Source organism: Nocardioides sp., assembly GCF_025964975.1.
Taxonomy (GTDB): Bacteria; Actinomycetota; Actinomycetes; order Propionibacteriales; family Nocardioidaceae; genus Nocardioides.
Map to the genome: position 1 here is coordinate 16,435 of NZ_JAOPXV010000233.1, position 18,475 is coordinate 34,909.

Annotated in this window: 20 protein-coding genes; 11 read left to right on the forward strand and 9 right to left on the reverse strand. The window is 70.9% G+C overall.

Annotated elements, in window-relative coordinates:
- Window positions 1–3: 3 nt before the first annotated feature.
- Together JWN68_RS18815 and JWN68_RS18820 are read left to right on the forward strand one after the other, a co-directional pair.
- Window positions 4–1,164 carry a hypothetical protein gene (locus JWN68_RS18815; protein WP_297741842.1) on the forward strand — a complete coding sequence of 387 codons (1,161 nt, stop codon included), beginning with the start codon at window positions 4–6 and terminating at the stop codon, window positions 1,162–1,164.
- Window positions 1,161–2,366 (forward strand): hypothetical protein, encoded by a 1,206-nt coding sequence (locus JWN68_RS18820; protein ID WP_297741844.1) that lies wholly within the window; start codon window positions 1,161–1,163, stop codon window positions 2,364–2,366. The genes JWN68_RS18815 and JWN68_RS18820 overlap by 4 nt, the downstream gene beginning before the upstream one ends.
- 15 nt (window positions 2,367–2,381) lie before the next feature.
- On the opposite strand, the gene JWN68_RS18825 is transcribed toward JWN68_RS18820, so the two are convergent.
- Window positions 2,382–3,074 carry an EcsC family protein gene (locus JWN68_RS18825; RefSeq protein WP_297741846.1) on the reverse strand — a complete coding sequence of 231 codons (693 nt, stop codon included), beginning with the start codon at window positions 3,072–3,074 and terminating at the stop codon, window positions 2,382–2,384.
- 53 nt (window positions 3,075–3,127) lie between these two features.
- Here JWN68_RS18825 and aat point away from each other — a divergent pair, with 53 nt between their 5' ends.
- Both aat and JWN68_RS19480 read left to right on the forward strand, forming a co-directional pair.
- Window positions 3,128–3,802, forward strand: a complete 675-nt coding sequence (gene aat / locus JWN68_RS18830) for a leucyl/phenylalanyl-tRNA--protein transferase (RefSeq protein WP_297741848.1) — start codon at window positions 3,128–3,130, stop codon at window positions 3,800–3,802.
- Between the two features lie 752 nt (window positions 3,803–4,554).
- On the forward strand, window positions 4,555–5,049 hold the full coding sequence (locus JWN68_RS19480; protein ID WP_366519846.1) for a helix-turn-helix domain-containing protein: 495 nt from the start codon (window positions 4,555–4,557) through the stop codon (window positions 5,047–5,049).
- Window positions 5,050–5,761: 712 nt separating this feature from the next.
- Here the strand turns inward: JWN68_RS19480 and JWN68_RS18840 are convergent.
- Window positions 5,762–6,643, reverse strand: a complete 882-nt coding sequence (locus JWN68_RS18840) for a DNA-formamidopyrimidine glycosylase family protein (RefSeq protein WP_297741853.1) — start codon at window positions 6,641–6,643, stop codon at window positions 5,762–5,764.
- A 96-nt stretch (window positions 6,644–6,739) separates the two neighbouring features.
- Between JWN68_RS18840 and JWN68_RS18845 the strand changes: the two genes are divergently transcribed.
- The 7 genes from JWN68_RS18845 to JWN68_RS18875 all read left to right on the forward strand — a co-directional run bounded on the left by JWN68_RS18845 (window position 6,740) and on the right by JWN68_RS18875 (window position 12,166).
- Window positions 6,740–7,018 carry a hypothetical protein gene (locus JWN68_RS18845; protein ID WP_297741855.1) on the forward strand — a complete coding sequence of 93 codons (279 nt, stop codon included), beginning with the start codon at window positions 6,740–6,742 and terminating at the stop codon, window positions 7,016–7,018.
- 43 nt (window positions 7,019–7,061) lie between these two features.
- A complete protein-coding gene (locus tag JWN68_RS18850) occupies window positions 7,062–8,261 on the forward strand; it encodes an ATP-binding protein (protein WP_297741857.1) in 1,200 nt (399 codons plus the stop codon).
- Between the two features lie 218 nt (window positions 8,262–8,479).
- Complete coding sequence (locus JWN68_RS18855; protein WP_297741859.1) at window positions 8,480–8,995, forward strand: DUF2087 domain-containing protein; 516 nt, start codon at window positions 8,480–8,482, stop codon at window positions 8,993–8,995.
- A gap of 251 nt (window positions 8,996–9,246) precedes the next feature.
- The gene (locus tag JWN68_RS18860; RefSeq protein WP_297741861.1) at window positions 9,247–9,588 is read left to right on the forward strand and encodes a DUF664 domain-containing protein; all 342 of its coding nucleotides are present in this window, start codon (window positions 9,247–9,249) and stop codon (window positions 9,586–9,588) included.
- Between the two features lie 99 nt (window positions 9,589–9,687).
- Window positions 9,688–10,467 carry a glycerophosphodiester phosphodiesterase family protein gene (locus tag JWN68_RS18865; protein WP_297741863.1) on the forward strand — a complete coding sequence of 260 codons (780 nt, stop codon included), beginning with the start codon at window positions 9,688–9,690 and terminating at the stop codon, window positions 10,465–10,467.
- Between the two features lie 11 nt (window positions 10,468–10,478).
- Window positions 10,479–11,414 (forward strand): DUF5926 family protein, encoded by a 936-nt coding sequence (locus JWN68_RS18870; RefSeq protein ID WP_297741865.1) that lies wholly within the window; start codon window positions 10,479–10,481, stop codon window positions 11,412–11,414.
- A 239-nt stretch (window positions 11,415–11,653) separates the two neighbouring features.
- A complete protein-coding gene (locus JWN68_RS18875; protein WP_297741867.1) occupies window positions 11,654–12,166 on the forward strand; it encodes a hypothetical protein in 513 nt (170 codons plus the stop codon).
- A gap of 18 nt (window positions 12,167–12,184) precedes the next feature.
- On the opposite strand, the gene JWN68_RS18880 is transcribed toward JWN68_RS18875, so the two are convergent.
- The 7 genes from JWN68_RS18880 to larB form a co-directional block, all read right to left on the reverse strand.
- Window positions 12,185–13,288 carry an adenylate/guanylate cyclase domain-containing protein gene (locus JWN68_RS18880; protein ID WP_297741869.1) on the reverse strand — a complete coding sequence of 368 codons (1,104 nt, stop codon included), beginning with the start codon at window positions 13,286–13,288 and terminating at the stop codon, window positions 12,185–12,187.
- 16 nt (window positions 13,289–13,304) lie between these two features.
- The gene (locus tag JWN68_RS18885) at window positions 13,305–13,679 is read right to left on the reverse strand and encodes a cyclic nucleotide-binding domain-containing protein (RefSeq protein ID WP_297741871.1); all 375 of its coding nucleotides are present in this window, start codon (window positions 13,677–13,679) and stop codon (window positions 13,305–13,307) included.
- Window positions 13,680–13,773: 94 nt separating this feature from the next.
- Entirely contained in the window at window positions 13,774–14,997 is a 1,224-nt protein-coding gene (locus JWN68_RS18890) for an arginine deiminase (protein WP_297741873.1), read from the reverse strand.
- A 19-nt stretch (window positions 14,998–15,016) separates the two neighbouring features.
- Window positions 15,017–16,207, reverse strand: a complete 1,191-nt coding sequence (locus JWN68_RS18895) for a GNAT family N-acetyltransferase (protein ID WP_297741875.1) — start codon at window positions 16,205–16,207, stop codon at window positions 15,017–15,019.
- Window positions 16,189–16,788 carry a TMEM165/GDT1 family protein gene (locus tag JWN68_RS18900; protein WP_297741877.1) on the reverse strand — a complete coding sequence of 200 codons (600 nt, stop codon included), beginning with the start codon at window positions 16,786–16,788 and terminating at the stop codon, window positions 16,189–16,191. Before JWN68_RS18900 ends, JWN68_RS18895 begins: the two co-directional genes overlap by 19 nt.
- Before the next feature lie 20 nt (window positions 16,789–16,808).
- Window positions 16,809–18,002, reverse strand: a complete 1,194-nt coding sequence (larC, locus tag JWN68_RS18905; protein ID WP_297741879.1) for a nickel pincer cofactor biosynthesis protein LarC — start codon at window positions 18,000–18,002, stop codon at window positions 16,809–16,811.
- Window positions 17,999–18,475, reverse strand: a 477-nt coding sequence (larB, locus tag JWN68_RS18910) for a nickel pincer cofactor biosynthesis protein LarB (protein ID WP_297741881.1), incomplete at its 5' end; no start/stop codon positions are given. The genes larC and larB, both read right to left, overlap by 4 nt.

Here is an 18,475-nt window from a genome sequence, read left to right on the forward strand (position 1 = left end):
GCCTTGAGCGTTCACCACACCGACCCCTCGCCGGGTGCCGACCGCGCGTGGGGCTGGGTCGCGCACCTGCGCGGGGGCGGCACCACCCCCTGGCACGCCTGGGCCGGGGGCGCCGAGCCGACTGCCCGGGTGCTGCCCGGCGCACAGCAGCTCGAGCTGCTGCGGCGGATCAACATCGCGGAGTCGAGTGACGAGCCCCACCGTGGAAGGAGCCACCTCAGCACTCGACTCGCCGACCGGGTGGTCACTGCCGCCGCACCGGGCCGCGGCAAGCCCGATCTGCCCCTCGTGGGCGTCGGTCCTTCGGCGTACGGACCACTGCCCGTCGACCCCAGCCTGCTGCCGGCCGACGAGCTGATCCGCGTCGCGACCAGTGTCCTGGCCGAGGACGTCGTCGCCCTCGGCGTGCCTGCACCGGCACGGCAGCTGCCGAGGTCGTGGCGCCGGGACGTCCGGGTCGTCGGCAACCCGCTGGAAGCGGCGCACCTCCGCGCATACGTGGTCGGTCGCCGGCCCCCCAGCCGGAAGCGCGCCGCGGTGCTGGTGGTCGGCGGTCCGCTCGACCAGATGCTGGCGGACGTGTGGAGCCGCCGATGCTTCGAGCGCGGCTCGGGGGCCTGGCTGGAGTGGCTGCGGTTCTGGCAGCAGCGAGGCGAGCTGCCGCCGCGCATCGACCTGCCCGCGGTCGCCGCGCGTCAGCTGGAGTCGCACCGCGGCGTCCGCGTGGTGCTCGACTCCTCGGCCCTGCCCGAGCTCCTGCGCGTGCGCCGCATCCGGCCCCCGACGAGGCCGGGGGCCGATGCTGCGGAGCTCGCCCGTCGGATCGCCACCGTCGTCGGCCTGCTCGTCCCGTCGGAGGTCCGGGCTGCCCTGATGACCGAGACCCTGCTGCCGCGGATGCCGGCGACCGACACCCCGCCGGTGGCGCTACCTGACGAGCACCGCGCCTGGGTGGGTGCCGCGGCGCACCGCATGGCGCGACAGCTCCGCTGCGCTGGCTACCCTGTCGTCGGAGATCCGGACTCGGTCCTGCCGCTCGAGTCCTCCGGGTCGGGGGCATCGGTCGCGCAGGGCGCAGCGTCCAGTGAGCTCGTGCTGGAGCTTGCGGTGCGCATGCTGGTGGATCAGACCTGGAAGGCGACGAAGACGGAGGGGTCGAGGTGACCAGCACGGTGCCGTTGGAGACGGGCGTACGCCGCGTGCTGCTCCATGTCGGCACGCCGAAGACCGGCACCTCCTATCTCCAGGACGTGCTGTTCCGCAACCGCGACCTGCTGCGCGAGCACGGCATCCTCTACCCCGCCGACCGGTTCGACGGGCACTTCCTGGCCGCGCTGGACCTCATGCGTCTGACCTGGGGCGGCCTCGAGACCGAGGCCGTGGGTGCGTGGGACCGGCTCGCCGCCGAGGTCAGGGACTGGCCGCACACCTCGATCATCAGCCACGAGATCCTCTCCACCGCCTCGCCGACCCAGATCGATCGAGCGCTGACGTCCTTCGGCGACGGCGTCGAGGTGCACCTGATCCTGTCGGTGCGCGACCTGGTCCGTCAGGTCCCCGCCGAGTGGCAGGAGAACGTCAAGCACCGCAGCCTCGTCTCCTACACCCACTTCCTCGAGATGATCCGCGATCCCGCGCGTGACACCCGGATCGGCTCATGGTTCTGGGGAGCGCAGGAGATCCCCGACATCCTGGACCGCTGGGGCGCGATCCTGCCGCCCGAGCAGGTGCACCTGGTCACCGTCCCGAGGCCGGGAGCCGCGCCCGACGAGCTGTGGCGACGCTTCAGCGGCACTTTCGGCCTGGACGGGATCGACCTCGACCTGACTCCGGAGCGCGCCAACCCCTCGCTCGGGGTGCCCGAGACCGCACTCCTCCGGTTGATCAACAAGCGCGTCACCTCAGTGGTCGCCCCGCCCGACTACCGGCCGCTGGTGCGCGAGCTGCTCGCCCACCAGACGCTGTCACGTCGGACGAAGTCCGCCCGGCTGGGCCTGCCGCCTGCCACCCACGAGTGGGTCCAGGAGCTCTCGCGCACGTGGGCCGATGAGATCCAGAAGCGCGGCTACGACGTCGTCGGCGACCTCGCGGACCTGATCGGCCAACCGGCGACGACCTTCACCGACCCGGACACCGCCCCGGCCTCGGACCTGCTGCCCGCCTCGCTGGATGCCATCAAGGCGCTGCTTGTGGAGGGCTCTCGCCTTCGGGAGTCGGAGGCGAGGCTGGTGCGCGAGCTCGACGAGACCCGGGTCGAGCTGGAGCTGGCCCGTCGCTCGCCGGCAGAGAAGACCGTCCAGGCGATGCAGACGCACCGGTCGGGCCGTGCTGCCCTCACCGCCTACCGGCGGTTGCGCCGGCGCTGATCGGCCGGGCGCTGGTCACCGTGCGGCAGAGCCGCGGGTCCGGGGCAGGATCTCGCGGTCGGCGTACCGCCCGATCTTCCAGGTGGCATAACCGTCGGCGCCCATCCCGACGAGGCCACCGACCACCGGCACGCGTCGTCCGATGGTGGTCGCGAGGCGCTTGCCGGCGATCCGAGCGATGAGGTCGGCGGCGACCTCGGCGCTGATGATCGCGTCGAGGTTGGGGTCGTGCGCGGGAGCGGTGGCCAGTGCCATCGGCGGGGCGGGGAGCTTCTTCTTCCGCACGAGGCTGGTGACCACCTCCTCGCCGAGCAGGGTGGTGAGGATTGCGTTGCGCACCCGCGGGTCGTGGAGGTCATGGCCGCGCAGGTGCGCGATCGCGGCGATCATCCGGCACTGCACCAGCGTGACGCCGGTGATGTTGGCGGGGATCGCGAACGCAGCGGTCACCAGTCCACCGACGTTGGTGGCGAAGCCCTGGGTCCCGGCGTAGCGGACGTGGTTCTCGATGACCTCGTGGATCGCCCGCTCGACGTTGCCGTGCTGCTCGGCCAGCTGCTTGTCGGCAGCGGCCGCCGCGCCCGGCAGCGGACCCACGCCGTCGATCGCCCGGCTGAGCGCCTCGCGGACGAAGGACGTGGTCAGTCCGGGGGCGAGCTCGGTGATCCTGGGTGCAAGGCTCTTGCCGACCCGTCCCGTCAGACTCATGACACCAGACTAGAGGCCCGCACCCGAACGATCCACGAAGTAGGTTCGCGTCCATGCCCGTCCCGCCCGAGCCCTCCGCGTGGATCTTCCCCGAGCCCGGGGACTGGGACCCCGACGACGACCTGGTCGGGATGGGTGCCGACCTCGCGCCGGGCACGCTGCTGGCGGCGTACTCCCAAGGGCTCTTCCCGATGCCGATCGGCGGCCGTCGCGCGCCCATCGGTTGGTTCTCACCCGTACGCCGAGGGGCGCTCCCCCTCGACGGGCTCCTCGTCTCCCGCTCGCTGCGGAGGTCCGCGCGCCACTTCGAGATCCGGGTCGACACTGCTTTCGAGGAGGTCATCGACGCGTGCGGTGACCGGCGCCGGCCGGACGGCTGGATCAGCCCGGCGATCCGCGCGGCCTACCTCGAGCTGCACCAGCTCGGGTGGGTCCACTCGGTCGAGGCGTGGCGCGAGGGTCGGCTGGCCGGTGGGCTCTACGGCGTCGGCATCGGGGGCCTGTTCGCCGGGGAGTCGATGTTCCACCGGGAACGGGATGCGTCGAAGGTGGCGCTGATGGGACTGGTCGAGGTGCTCAGTGACGAGTACGCCGACCGCCGGGTGCTCGACGTGCAGTGGCAGACGCCCCACCTCGCCTCCCTCGGCGTGGTCGAGATCGCGCGGTCGGCCTACCTCGCCTCGCTGCCCGACGCCCTCGCGATCGGGTTGCCGGAGGCCTTTCGCTGAGAGCCGTGTGATGATCTGTGCTGGTCGACTGTGCTGGTCGACGGGGGAGCGGACACATGTACGTGAAGCAGCCGGCGGTGACGATCGTCGCCCTGGCGTCGCTGGCTGCGTGTGGCGGAGGTGGCCCGGGCGCCGATGCTCCGCGCCGGGGAGCGGCTGACAACGACCTTGGGCTGATGGACGTCCGCGGTGCTCGGGCTGGATTGCTGCTGGACCTCCACTGTCCGGACTGCACGTCCGTTGGTTGGTGGGGCGGCATACGCGTGGGTGAGCCTCACGGGATCGCCCCCGAGCGCTCCGCCGGTCGCCAGCGTGATCGCAGCGAGTCCTACCAGGACGCAGAGCGGTGGCCGAAGGAAGCGTCGCGACGACCCACGGTCGCCATGCCGGGGATCCGCTTTGCTCGCCCGCCGCTTCCCGGCGCCGACGTAGCGGCTGGGCTCCGTCGATGTCGCGCTGTCGAGGTGTTGACTCAACACACGCCTGCTCTTTCGTGCCTGGGGGGCACCGACCCTGCCCACGACGGTGGGGACGGCTGCGCACGAAGCCGGACACCCGGCCCAGCAGCCGGTATCGCCAAAGGGCTCACCGGCATCCAGCCCTGAACGTGCGTCCGCGTGCTCGGTCCGCCCGTGGCTAGGCGGGGTTGCGGCGTACGTGGTCGGAAGGTGCCAGGACTGCTACCGAACAGTCAGGGGGGTCAGCGGGGCGGCGGAACCATACGGTCGAAGCAACGCTGAAGGAGCGTTGTGATGGCGAAGAGGTTCCCGTTAGTGGTTCGTGAGGCGTTCGTTGAGCTGGTGAGCGGGGGTTCGACCTTGCGTTTCGCGGCTGCGAGGACTGGGGTGTCGCTCGGGCAGGCCGTGGTGTGGTGGCGCGATGGTGGCCATGTGAGCCCGCGCCGTGCTGATGGGCCCCGTGGTGGCCTTGGTCCCGTCCCGCCAGATCTGTGTGACCCGGGTCGGGCACGCCGGCCGTTGTCGATCGATGACCGTGTGCTGATCGCGGTCGGGGTCCACCAACGGTGGACGCTGCAACGCATCGTCGAGGCGCTCGAGCGGGACCGGTCGGTGGTGTGCCGCGAGATTAGTCGCAACCGCAGCCCGGACGGGGTCTATCGGGCGAGCGTGGCGCACCGCGTTGCTGCCGGGCGTCGCCCGCGCCCGCGGATCACCAAGCTGGCCGCCAACCGCGGTCTGTGTCGTCGGATCGAGGGGTGGACGGATGACGGCCGGTCGCCACGGTGATCAGCCAGATGCTCGCCCGCGAGGGCGCCGGGGACACTGAGCGGGTGAGTCACGAGACGATCTATCAGGCCCTGTACGTGCAGACCCGTAGGTCGCTGCGTGCTGATCTGCACCGGTGTCTGAGCCTGAAATGAAGCCGGCGTAAGGCACACGGCACCACTCGGAACCTGGCCAGTCCGTATAAGGAGGCGTTCAAGATCAGCGACCGTCCCGCGGTCGTGGAGGACCGTGCCGTGCCGGGGCACTGGGAGGGCGACCCCCTGATCATGGGCGGCACCGCAACGGGCTCGGCGATCGGGACGCTGGTGGAGCGATTTACCCGGTTCACGATCTTGTTGCACCTGCCCGGACGGCACGACTCGCGGCGTCGAGCTCGCCAAGTACCCGAGGTGCAGACCGCGCTAGACCTGAAGCTGTACTTCTGCGACCCGCACTCGCCCTGGCAGCGGGGCACGAACGAGAACACCAACCGGCTGCTGCGGCACTGGTTCGAGAAGGGAAGCGATCTTCGATCCATACCGCCGAGGACCTTGCGCGGATCGCGGCCACCCTCAACGCACGACCACGACCCACCCTGGATCTGCAGACCCCCGCTCAGAGACTGAACGAGCTGCTGCAACAAGCAGCGGCCTAACCCGAATTGCTTCGACCGATTGACATCGCCCGCCGCTGCACCCCGCGACTGTTCGGTAGGCCGGGCTGCCGACGCGGCTCACTTCAGCAGCCGGCTCATCCGCCGGTCGGCCAGGGGCTTGCCGCCGGTCTGGCACGTCGCGCAGTACTGCAGGCTGGAGTCGGCGAAGGACACCTCGCGGACGACGTCGCCGCACACCGGGCACTTCTCACCGGCGCGGCCGTGGACGGCCAGGTTGGTCTTCTTCTCGCCCTTCAGCTCGCTGGCGTGCAGACCGCGGGAGCGCTCTACGGCGGCGCCCAGCACCCCGCGGATGGCGTCGTACAAACCCTGCAGCTCGTCGTCGGTGAGCGCGTTGGCGGGCTTGTACGGCGACATCCTGGCCGCGTGCAACAGCTCGTCGGAGTAGGCGTTGCCGATGCCCGCGATCGTGCCCTGGTGACGCAGGACGCCCTTGATCTGCTTGCGGCCCTCGGACTGCAGGATCTGGCTGAGCACGTCGATGGTGAACGCGTCGTCGAGCGGGTCGGGGCCCAGCCGCGCGATGCCCGGCACGTCCTGGGGGTCCCGCACGACGTAGATCGCCAGGCTCTTCTTGGTGCCCGCCTCCGTCACGTCCAGCCCGGGCTGGCTGTCGGAGTCGGGGTCGTCGATCACGATCCGCGCGGCGAGCGGGTTCTTGCTGTTGGGCTTCGCGGGCAGCGCCGGCACCTCGTCGCGCCAGCGCACCCAGCCCGCGCGAGCCAGGTGCATGACCAAGTGGGTGCCGGAGGCGGTGATGTCGAGGAACTTGCCGTGCCGCGTCACGTCCTCGACCAGGGTGCCGTGCAGCGAGTGCAGGGGCGGGTCGAACGTCTTCAGCGCGCTGAACGCCGCCAGGTCGATCCGAGTGATCGCACGGTCGAGGAGCCGGCCCTTCAGGTCCAGGGCCAGGGCCTCCACCTCGGGCAGCTCAGGCATGGCCAGAGTCTAGGCGCGTCCTCCCGGTCCGCCGGGGGCCAGCATGCCCAAGCAGACCTCGAACGAGGGTCTTGACGAAGTGGGCACAATGACGAGATGGCCATCCCGCGACCACTGCCACTGACGGGCTCGATCTTCTTCGACGCCCGCGGGCAGGACCGCGCGCTGCGCGTCACGTGGCACCACGACGCGGACCTGGTCGTCCTCTCGCTGTGGCGCGACAACGAGTGCAGCGGCTCCTTCCGCCTGGTGGTCGAGGAGGTGCCAGCGCTGATCGAGATGCTGCAGCGCGGGCTCCAGGCGTCGTATGCCGTCGCGGCATCCCGCGAGGACCACTCGAAGCGGCGGCCAGTTCGTTTCGACCACGCCGGCTGAGCAGATCTAGGGAATTCGCTAGATCGCTCGATACGGTCTCGACGTGGACCCCATCAGGAACCCGTACGCCCCCGGCGCCGGCCAGCGGCCGCCCGAGCTCGCCGGTCGTGACGAGCAGCTCCGGGCCTTCGACGTGGTGCTCGAGCGGGTGGTCAAGGGTCGCCCGGAGCGCTCCCTCGTGCTGACCGGCCTGCGGGGGGTCGGCAAGACGGTGCTGCTCAACGCGTTGCGGTCCGCGGCCGTACGCCGCAGGTGGGGGACCGGCAAGCTCGAGGCCCGTCCCGACCAGGCGCTCCGGCGCCCGCTGAGCAGCGCCCTCCACCAAGCAGTGCGCGAGCTCGGGCACCCGGACCCGGACAGCGTCGACCACGTGCTCGGGGTGATCAGGGCCTTTGCCCAACGCGAGGCTGGGGCCGGCGCACGGCTGAAGGACCAGTGGAACCCGGGCATCGATGCTCCGGTGGTCCGCGGGCGCGCCGACTCCGGAGACATCGAGATCGACCTCGTCGAGCTCTTCACCGACATCGGTGGGCTCGCGGCGGACGTCGGCAACGGCATCGCGGTCTTCATCGACGAGATGCAGGATCTCGGGCCGGACGACGTGTCGGCGCTGTGTGCCGCGTGCCACGAGATCAGCCAGTCAGGGTTGCCCGTGATCGTCGTCGGTGCCGGTCTGCCGCACCTGCCCGCGGTGCTCTCCGCGTCGAAGTCCTACTCCGAGCGCCTCTTCCACTACCAGCGCATCGATCGCCTGGCTCGCGAGGCGGCCGATCGCGCCCTGACGGCCCCCGCCACCGAGGAGGACGCGGCATTCACCGATGAGGCGCTGACTGCCATGTATGCCGCCACGGGCGGCTACCCCTACTTCATCCAGGCCTACGGCAAGGCGGTCTGGGACCGGGCTCCGCGGTCGCCGATCACGCTCGACGACGTGCAGGTCGCCACGCCGGAGGCCGAGTCCGAGCTCGCGGTCGGCTTCTTCGGGTCCCGCTACGAGAGGGCGACGCCGGGGGAGCGGGAGTATCTCCGTGCCATGGCCGACGTCGCCGCGGCCTCCGAGGACCCCGCGGTCGAGGCGGTGCCGACCGCCGACGTCGCAGCTGTCCTTGGCAAGAAACCGCAGGCGCTCTCACCGGCTCGCGACGCGCTGCTGAAGAAAGGGCTCATCTACTCCGGCGAGCGCGGCCGGATCGCCTTCACGGTCCCCCACTTCGGGCGTTATCTCCGCGAGCACGCGGGCTGAGTGCCGGCCACTGCGCCGGCCAAATGAGCTTGGCACTGGTGTGGCTGCCGTGTGAGGATCTCCCGCAGCGGCGCCGTCCAGCGCCCAGCCCGCGTGTCGGCCCCAGTCCGAGCGGGGTGGCGGAGGGGAGCAGATCCTCGGGCGATCACATCGGAATCGTCGCTTCACACGCACTGCGGCGGCGGACTGGGGACGCAACGCAGTCGGAGTGAGCAGACGTGACCAGAGATCGAGACGTCAAGCAGGTCGTCCGCGCGCGGATGTCCGAGACCGGCGAGACCTACACCGCCGCTCGGGCCGCCGTCGAGGGACAGCCACCACTGTCGGCCGCCGGCGGTCAGGCGGCGGCCGACCAGGCGGCGTACGACGCAGCGCGCATCGAGCAGGAACGGCTGGTGGGGCGGCTGTTCACCGACGGCCGGCTCGGGCAGGTCCCCGCCAAGAGGAAGACCCGTGCCGGCGCGCTCCTGGAGGTATTGGCGAGGTTCGAGCCGGGGCGCATCTACACCGAGCCCGAGGTGAACCAAGTGCTGACCCGCGTCCACGGGGACTTCGCCTACCTCCGCCGGGAGCTCGTGAACTACCACTACCTGGAACGCGCGGACGGGCGCTACTGGGTGGCCGAGACGGCGCCTGTCCGCTCGCGGGTCGAGCTGCAGGAGATCCCGGGCTGGGAGGCGGCCTGGCTGCCGGGCTTCGTCCAGGGCGAGGGCACCGCACCTCCGGCTGACTAGCGGACACGATCGGTCCTGATGGGGCGAGACGGTGGGACACGGCAACAAGGCCGACCCCCAGGAGCTCTGATGATCCAGCCCACCCCCGCTCGATGAAGCAGCCGCCCTCGCCACCTTCCTGCGCGAGCAGGTCGAAAGGCCGTCCGCGCCGCCGCGTTCGGCCTCACCGAGGAGGAGGCACGCGAGACCCCGGCCCGGAGCGAGCTCAGCATCGGCGGCATCCTCAAGCACCTCAGCATCACCCGGCCCCTGTGGCAGACGCGGGAGGCCTGCGACGCGGCGACCGCGGCTGGAAGGTGAGCGAGGCCGACGTCGCGCTGTTCTACGGCAGCTCCGCGCTGACCGAGGACGAGTACCTCGAGCAGGTCCTCCAGCAGTACGACGACGCGACGGCCGCACTGCTGGCGGCGATCGGCTCCATGGACCCCGACGCCGAGGTGTTTGCGGCGCCCGCCCCATGGTTCGGACGGCTCGAGCCCCTGCCGATGACCGCGCGCATGCTGGCTCTCCACCAGATCGAGGAGTTCGCCCGGCACGCCGGTCACGCGGACGTCATCCGTGAGCAGCTCGGCGGCGCCAGGCCGATCAGCTGACGATGGCCGTCCACGACATCCCCGGCAACGATTTCATCCAGCCCTGGCGGCGCGCGGCAAGCTGAACCGCACGCCGCTCGGGTGGCCTACGCTCGGGACATGAGGCCGCAGGTGGTCGCCCACCGTGGCGCCAGCCACGAGAACGCCGAGCACACGCTGCGCGCCTACCAGCGCGCGATCGAGGTCGGGGCGGACGCGCTCGAGTGCGACGTCCGACTGACCGCCGACGGGCACCTGGTCTGCGTGCACGATCGCAACCTGCAGCGGACCGCCGCCACCAAGGGCGTCGTGTCGACCATGAACCTGGCTGACCTCGACGAGCTCGACTTCGCGTCGTGGAAGAACCCGTGGGCCGAGCTGGACGACGAAGCCCGCGACGACGACCCGGCGCACAGTCGGGTGCTCACGCTGCGGAAGCTGCTGGAGACAGTCGCCGATGCCGGTCGGCGGGTGGAGATCGCGATCGAGACCAAGCACCCGACCCGGTTCGGGGGTCTGGTCGAGCGGCGGCTGGTCCAGCTGCTGGCCGACTTCGGCTGGACCAGTCCGGACTCGCCGGCGCGCGTCATGAGCTTCAGCGTCACCGCGCTCCAGCGCGTCAATCGTCTCGCGCCGCAGGTCCCGGTCGTGGCGCTGGTCGAGAAGGCCCACCACTGGCCCATGCTCAAGCGCGTCGTCGACCGCGACTGGATCATCGGACCGGGGGTCAAGGAGCTGCGCGAACACCCTGGCTTCGGCAGGCACCTGCGACTGGCCGACCGCGAGATCCACGTGTGGACCGTCAACACCGCCGAGGACCTGCAGCTGTGCGTCGAGCTGGGGGTCGCCGCGGTCATCACCGACAAGCCGGCCTACGTGCTGGAGCTGCTCGACGTATAGCGTTCGGCGACATGGCCAAGAAGTCCCGCACCAAAGCCCGTGACACCGCGCCCGTCGGCGGAGAGGTCGGGCCTCGGCAGCCCTGCCCCTGCGGCTCGGGGAAGCGCTACAAGGCATGCCACGGCGCGAGCGCCGGCGCGGCTGCGGCGTTCGTCAACAGACCGTTCGAGGGCTTGCCCGGGGAGTGCGACGTCATCGCGCTGCGCGAGCTCGTCCCAGCAGCCACTGCACCCCTGACGGTGCCCGGCACCGACCGTGAAGTCCGGCTGTGCACCCTGCTGCCCATGGCCGCCCCGGCGATGGTACGCGACAGCGGCGCGATCTGGCTCGGTCTGCAGGTGGCGCACCAGTACGGCGACCCGTCGCGTGACCTCGGGGCCGTGCTCGAAGCCGCGATCGCGACTGAGCAGTCGGGCATTATCGGCCTGACGACCCCGCCCGGCGAGGGTGCGAGGTTGCAGGACCTCATCGCGAACGAGTCGCTCGACATCACCGTCCACGAGGGTTTCGGCTACTGGCTCGATGACGTCGAGGACCAGGACGACTCGACGGCGGCCGCGCTCGAGCAGGCCAACTCCGCAGCCAGCCCGACCTCACGGCTCGAGAGCGTCGAGGCGGCGTACTGGACCAACGTCGGTCCGAAGGAGCACCTGCGTTGGGTGATGCCGCACCCGGAGGACGAGCTGCTCGACGCGCTGGCTCGGCTCCACGCCGCCGGCGAGGACTCCCTGGCCGAAGGCTCACGGTTCGTAGGCATGTTCCGGGCGCACGGCCTGCTCGCCCCGGTGTGGGACCTGCCGGTCGGCACGGGAGCCGAGGTGCTGGAGAAACCAGCGGCCGCGTTCGCTGCCGCGCTGGCCGACGCACTGGCCCAGGGTGGGGACCTCAGTCAGCAGGAACGGTCCGCTCGGGCGGGCCTGGCCAACCGTCAGGTGACCATTCGTTAGTCACACGTGACTATTCGTTGGTCAAATGTGCCCCCGGACTTGTCCGGGGAACGTGACGGATGTAGGTTTCTAGTGCCCGGCCGTTGTTGTCTCCCCCGTCGACATCGGCCGGGCGCTTCAATTTTCGCTGAGGGCGGGAGCCCACCGGCCTCTCTGGCCAGACTGCGTGACAGCCCGCAGTCGAATCCTCTAGCGTGTGCGCACTGTTGACCGCACCTCGCACCCAGGAGGTTCCCCCCGTGTTCCTTGCCCCGATTCGCACCGTCCTGACGGCCACGCTGGTCGTCGTCCTCGGCGTCCTCTCCCTCGCAGTCTTCGTCGGTTCCGGCGGCAGCGCAGGAGCTTCAGTGCAGGTGTCGTCGGCGAAGGCCTGCGCTGCCCAGGCCGCAGAGCTGGAGGACGCCGCGGCGGCCGCCCAGGACTCGGCCAAGAAGGTCAAGGGTGCCAAGAAGCGTCTGAAGGCGGCCAAGCGGTCGCATCGGCCGGCACGGATCAAGAAGGCGAAGCGTCAGCTCCGCAGGGCGAAGAAGGAGCTGCGGCTCCAGCTGGAGTGGTACACGACGGCGCGGGCGGCCTACGACAAGTGCATGAAGGCCCATCCGACGCCGACGCCGTCCCCCAGCTCGACCCCGACGTCCACCTCGACCCCGACGTCCACGGGGCTGCCGACGACCTTGCCGACGGCCCTGCCGCCGATGTGCGTTCCCAACCCGCTGCCGATGGGCCCCAGGGAGATCTGCGCACCCGTCTGATGACGCTGGCAGGGGAGGTCAGTCCTCCTTGGGTCGCTGGACCCGCCAGGCCTCCAGTCGGCTGTAGCCCTTGACGGACACCCGGCGCAGTCGCCGGAAGCGGTAGGCAGGGAGGTCGGGATCGGTCCGCTGGGCAGGCTCCTGGTCGACATGCTCGGTGCCGGCGAGGCCGGGGGACTCGGTGCCGTCGTCTGCGCGGCGGTCCGGGTCCCCGTCGCTCGCGTCGGCGCCGCCGTCGTCCGACAGGGCGGCGTGGGCCCCGCCATCGATGACCACGGTGCCGGGTCGGGCCACGGAGGTGAGGCGGGAGGCGACGTTGACGGTTGCGCCGTACACGTCACCCAAGCGGTTCACGACGAGGCCGTAGGCAATGCCGGCGCGAACGTCGGGGAAGGGGTCGTCCTGGTCGAGGCCACGCTGGGTGAGCGACAGCGCGATCTCGGTGGCAGCGGCCGGGTCGTCGGTGGTGAACATGATCTCGTCACCGATCGTCTTGATCACCCGGCCGCCGTGGTCGACCACCGTGCCGGTGGCGACCTGCTCGAAGTTCTCGATCCAGACGACGAGCTCGTCCTCCTCGAGCGACTTGCTCCGGGTGGTGTAGCCGACGATGTCGACGAAGCAGACGGCCATCGTGCGCTCCGCCTCGCTGGCCGAGCCGGTGCTCAGCAGACGGCTGGCCGCGCTGGTGAGGTGGCGCCGCCAGACATAGGACTGCAGCGCCTCCACCCGCGGGAGCACCCCCGTCACCAGCTCCGCCAGCCGCACGTCGGGGTCCGGCCCTTCGACGGCGTGCCCGGCCAGCAGCGACGTCTGCCACTCCGCCAGCCGGGCGTAGCTCCGTCCCCAGGTGCGGACGAGCGCGGCCTGTGAGTCCGGCCCGAGGATGCCGATGTCCATGAGGTCCGCCGTGAGCCGCAACGCCTGGACGTCGCTCTCCGTGAAGGCGACCACCTCGTCGTTGACGTGGGCGAAGCCGAGCAGACGCCACAGCTCCTGGGCCACCTCGAGGGGGACGCCGGCGCGCTTGGCGACCTCCACCCGGGTCAGGGTCGGAGACCCGCCCAGGAGAAACGCCTCGACCGTGTCGAAGGCATTGCCGAGGTCCCCGGAGTCACTCACGTCGCGACTCGGTGGCTCAGCCGTCGCCGTGGCGTTCGGCGGCCGCGTCCTTGAGCGCCTGCGCGAACGCCGGGATCTCCGCGATCAGCTGCTCGAGCCGCTCCTTGGTGAAGTGGATGACCTCGAGGGGGGTGAGCGCGACCAGCGTCGCGGTGCGCAGGGTCCGGTTGACGATCGCGGCCTCGCCCATCACCTGGCCCGCGCCCAGCCGGGCGATCTCGGTGCCGTCGCGACGGACGGACACCTCGCCCGAGGTGAGGATGTAGGCCTTGTCCGCGGGAGTCTGCTCACCGATCGGCGACCAGCCCTCGGGGAGCTTCAGCGGCGTGCCGGCGGATCGGACCCGCTCGGCTTCGGCGGGGGTGAGCGCGTCGAAGATGGAAGAACTCATGGGCGTTGCCTCTCGGCTGTTGGGTGTTGCCCTCTCAACGCGGATCGACCCGCGAAGGTATGGCCGGCTCGCGGGGTCTGTGTCACATCTTGAGTCACACCCCGAGCGGTTGGCGCTCCACGGGGCACGACATGCAGCGTGGCCCGCCGCGTCCCGACCCGAGCTCGGAGCCGGCGATGCGGATCACCTCGATGCCGGCCTCCTCGAGGCGGTCGTTGGTCTCGTCGTTGCGTTCGTAGGCCACCGCGACCCGCGGCGCCAGCGCCAGGGTGTTGTTGCCGTCGTCCCACTGCTCGCGTTCTGCGGTGACGGGGTCCAGACCGGTGTCGATCTGGTGGAGCGTGTCGATCTGCATGGCCTTGGCTGCGGCCACCAGGAAGGGCTCCGCGCCGGCGACGTCCAGCGCCAGGTCGACGTCGGTGTCGCCCCGCTCCTGCACCGTGACGGCGTAGGCGCGCAACGTGTCGGCGACGTTGGGATACATGACGACCTTGTCGACGTCGACCATCGTGCACACCGTGTCGAGGTGCATCGTGGCGCGCTCCTGGGCGATCGGCACCGCCAGCACCGTGTGGGCCAGGTCCGCATGGAACACCTGGCGGGCCAGCCGCTCGACACCGGCCGGTGTGGTCCGCTCCCCGACCCCCACCGCGATCACGCCGGGCGCGAGCAGGAGCACGTCGCCACCCTCGACGTGCTCGTTGTGCCACCCGTGGATCTTCTGGGTGGTGCCGGCGAAGCGCGGGTGCTCGGTGTAGATGAGCTCGGTCAGCTGGGTCTCTCGCATGCGCGCCGGCATCGCGAGACTCGTGATCGCGACCCGGTCGCGGATCCACACGCTGGAGTCGCGGGTGAACAGCAGATTGGGCAGGGGGTCGATCAGGAAGTCGTACGGGCTCAACAGGCTCGTCACCAGTCCGTGACCGCCGCGCACCTCGTCGTTGCGGACCCCCTCCGTGAGCAGACCGGTGAGCTCCTCGGGGGAGGCGTCACGGAGCGCACCGAGAAGGTAGGTGCGGAGCGTGTCTCCGAGGTGGAGCCCGCTCAGTGCGGAACTGATCGCGTGCTCGCGAGCCTCGGCGCTCCCGAGGGTCTCGGTGAGGAGCTCGGTCAGGTAGAGGACCTCGACGTCCCGCTGGCGCAGGGTGTCGGCGAAGGCGTCGTGCTCCTCCTGGGCGCGACTCACCCACGGGATGCCGTCGAAGAGCAACCTGTCGTTGTTGCGAGGGGTCAGTCGCTTCAGCTCGTTGCCGGGCCGGTGCAGCATGACGGTGGAGAGCGCGCCGACTTCGCTGTCAGCGCCGTGGGAGTGGGCCATGGGGGGAGCCTAGCGATCCTCAGCCGGCCGGCGTACCCCTGCCGGACTCGTCGGTCGCCGCTGCGGAGGCCTGCGCTTCCCACTCGCTGCGGAGGATTGCGTACTCGTAGGAGTCGGTCCAGCGTCCCTTCGACCAGAAGTCGGCCAGCTTGTGGGACTCGCGTCGCATGCCGAGCCGTTCGGCCAGCGACGCCGAGCGCTCGTTGAGCGCGTCGAGGTTGGCCACCACGCGGCGTACGCCGTAGTGCTCGAAGGCCACTCGCAGCAGCTCCCTCGCGGCTTCGGTGGCCAGCCCCTTGCCCGCCGCCCAGGGATAGAGGGTCCAGCCCATCTCCGCCGTCGAGACCCCCGCGCCCTGGAAGAAGAGCACGACGTTGCCGACCGGCTCTCCCTCGTGCTCCATCACGAGACCCAGGAACCGCTGCGGGCCCACGGGCGGCGGCTGGCAGTGCCGGTAGGTCTCGAACGTCGTCTCCGCGGCACTGCGCTCGGGGTGGAGGAGATAGCGGACGAAGTCCGGATGCTCCCAGGCTCGCGCCCGGACCGGCGCATCCTCGAGGACGACCATGCGCAGCGTGAGCCGCTCCGTGTGGAGGGGCAGCGGTGGCGGTTGCGGGTCGTGGAACTCGGCCCGCACCGTCTCGACCCACAGGTCACGGACCGTGGGACCGCCGAAGCGCAACCGGTCGAAGGCGGTCATCGGCAACAGGAGCTCGTCGAGCCCCGGAGAGGCGAGCCCTCCGTCGACGGCCTCGGCGAGAGACCCCTGAGCCAGCTCGTCGCGTGCGTCGATGCGGAGCGCGTCGACGGCTGCGCGGGCCTGCTCGATCAGCACGGCCCGGCGGCGGATCGAGATCGGGTCGAGCACGCGCAGGCAGACGTACTGTCCGGACAGGAAGGTGTCCCACTCGAAGTCGGCGGTCGCGGGATCGCCCGGCCAGAACTCGACGAACCAGTCGTGGAGCCCCGCGACCCCGCCGGCGGCACCGAGACAGTCGCCGATGTCGGCGACCATCGGGGTGCCGTCATTGAGGACGTAGGCCGGGAGCGGCAGCCGGCCGGCAGCGATGTCACCCAGGTGTTCAGGGGGCGCCGGCGTGAAGTGCTCGCGGGCGTAGGCGTCGTCGGCCTCGGTCATCGGGTGCTCGCCGTTGACCTCCCGGAAGCGGTCCCGGACGATCTGGAGGTCCCTCAGCGCGTCATCTCCCACACGGTCAAACATGCCATGAACAGGCACACTCCCGCGCCCAGATAATGGAGCAGGCTCAGCGTGATGCGCGCGAGCAGCACGCGCCCGACGACGACCGCGAGACCGCTCACGGCGAGAAGTGCGCCCCACGCGCCGAGGAAGACGCTGACCGGGTCGTCGTACTTCGCGGCGAGCGAGAGCGTCAACAGCTGCGACAGGTCGCCCCACTCGGCGGCGAAGAGCACCAGGAAGCTGGTCAGGACGACCCGGAAGCCCTTGGCGTTGCCCGCCTTGGCGGCGAGCTCCTCCTCCTCGTCGTCGTCGGCTGCGTCGTGGGCCCGGGCCTCGCGCAGCAGGATGATCGCCCCGATGACGAACATCGCCACGGCGGCGCTCTGCACCCAGGTCGTGGGCAGGAAGGTCGCTGCCTTGCCGAGCCCGACCGCCACCAGGGACTGGACGAGGAACGCGAGTGCCACGCCGATCCACACCAGCAGTGGCCGGAACCTGGTCGAGAGGACCAGCGTGGCGATGAACGTCTTGTCCGGCAGCTCGACGACGAAGATGGCGGCGAAGGTCAGTGCGATGACGACGAGATCCACGAAGTGACCCTACGGTGGCCTCAGCCCCGAAGCAGCGCCCGGGTGGCTGCGATCGCGTCCGCGAGGACGTCGTTCACAGGACGCCCGAGGGAGGCGGCTGCTCGGGCGACGTCATCCCACTCCGGTTGCGCGTTGACCACCTCGTCGCCGTCCCTGGCCAGCTTGACGTCGATCGCGTGGCCCGCCACGTCGACCGAGACCATCTCGCGGTCCAGGGCGTGCTTGTCGAGGGGGATCTGGCGTACGCCGATGGTGGAGGTCTGGCGCCAGATGGCCGCCCGCACGGCCTCGGCCCGAGCGCTGCTGGTCAGGACCGACAGCGTGTGGGCGGGGCGCCCCTTCTTCATCAGGATCGGCGTGAGCCACGCGTCGCTCGCACCGGCGACGAGGAGGGCGGCGATGACGGAGGGCCAGACGCGGGGGTCCAGGTCGTCGATGTTGGACTCGATGAGGAGGGGTCGCTCGTCGCGCCCCGGGGAGGTGCCCACGAAGAGACGCAGGACGTTGGCGTGCGTGTCCGGGTCTCGCCCGCCGGCCCCGACCCCGATCTCGTTCACGGTCATCGCGGGCTGAGGTCCCCATGCGTCGGCGATCGCGGTCAGCAGCGCAGCACCGGTGGGAGTGCAGGACTCGGCCACCCCGGGACCAGCCAGGGACGGTACGCCGCGGAGCAGCTCGACGACCGCGGGCGGCGGCACCGGCATCTGCCCGTGCGCTCCCGTGATCGTGCCGGACCCGACGGCGACCGGGGAGACGGTGACGCGGGGGACACTGCCCGGTTCCGCCTCCTCGGTGCGCCCCAGCCACACGAGACCGGCGCACACGCCCACGACGTCCGCGATCGCGTCGAGCGCGCCCACCTCGTGGAAGGAGACGTCCAGCGGGTCGGCACCGTGGACGCGCGCCTCGGCGACAGCGAGCCGCTCGAAGCAGCGGATGGCCAGGTCCCGCACCTCCGGGTCCAGGTCGGCGGACCCGAGCAGCGTGCGGATCTCACGCCAGCTGCGGTGGTGCACCGAGTCGTCCACCTCGACGTGGCACCGCGTGGCGGCGAAGCCGTTGCGGCTCACCTGCTCCGGTCGCAGCGAGACCGGCTCGGGCGCGACCGCGTCGATGCTCTCGGTGAGCACGTCCAGCGGGACCCCCGCACCGATCAACGCCCCGAGGAGCATGTCGCCGCTCGCACCCGCGGAGGCGTCGATCCAGATGCTCACGGGTCTCCTTCCAGCGGGGGCTCCGCCCGGGGCTCGACCCGCGGCTCGACCCGGCAGATCCGGGCGGCTGCCACTCCTGCGCCGTACCCGTTGTCGATGTTGACCACGGTCACCCCCGGGGCACACGAGTTGAGCATCCCCAGGAGCGCGGCGAGGCCGCCGAACGAGGCGCCGTAGCCGACGCTCGTGGGCACGGCGATGACGGGCACACCCACCAGCCCGCCGACGACGGACGGCAGGGCACCCTCCATGCCGGCGACGACGATCAGCACGTCGAGCGACTCGAGGCGGTCGCGCACCGCGAGGAGGCGGTGGAGACCGGCGACGCCGACATCGTTGATGACCACTGCCTCGGCGCCGTGGACGGCCACGGTCAGGGCCGCCTCGGCGGCGACCGGGCCGTCGGAGGTCCCGGCGGAGACGACGCCCACCCGGCCGCGCCGGGCGGGCAGCGGACCCAGCGTGGCAGCGCG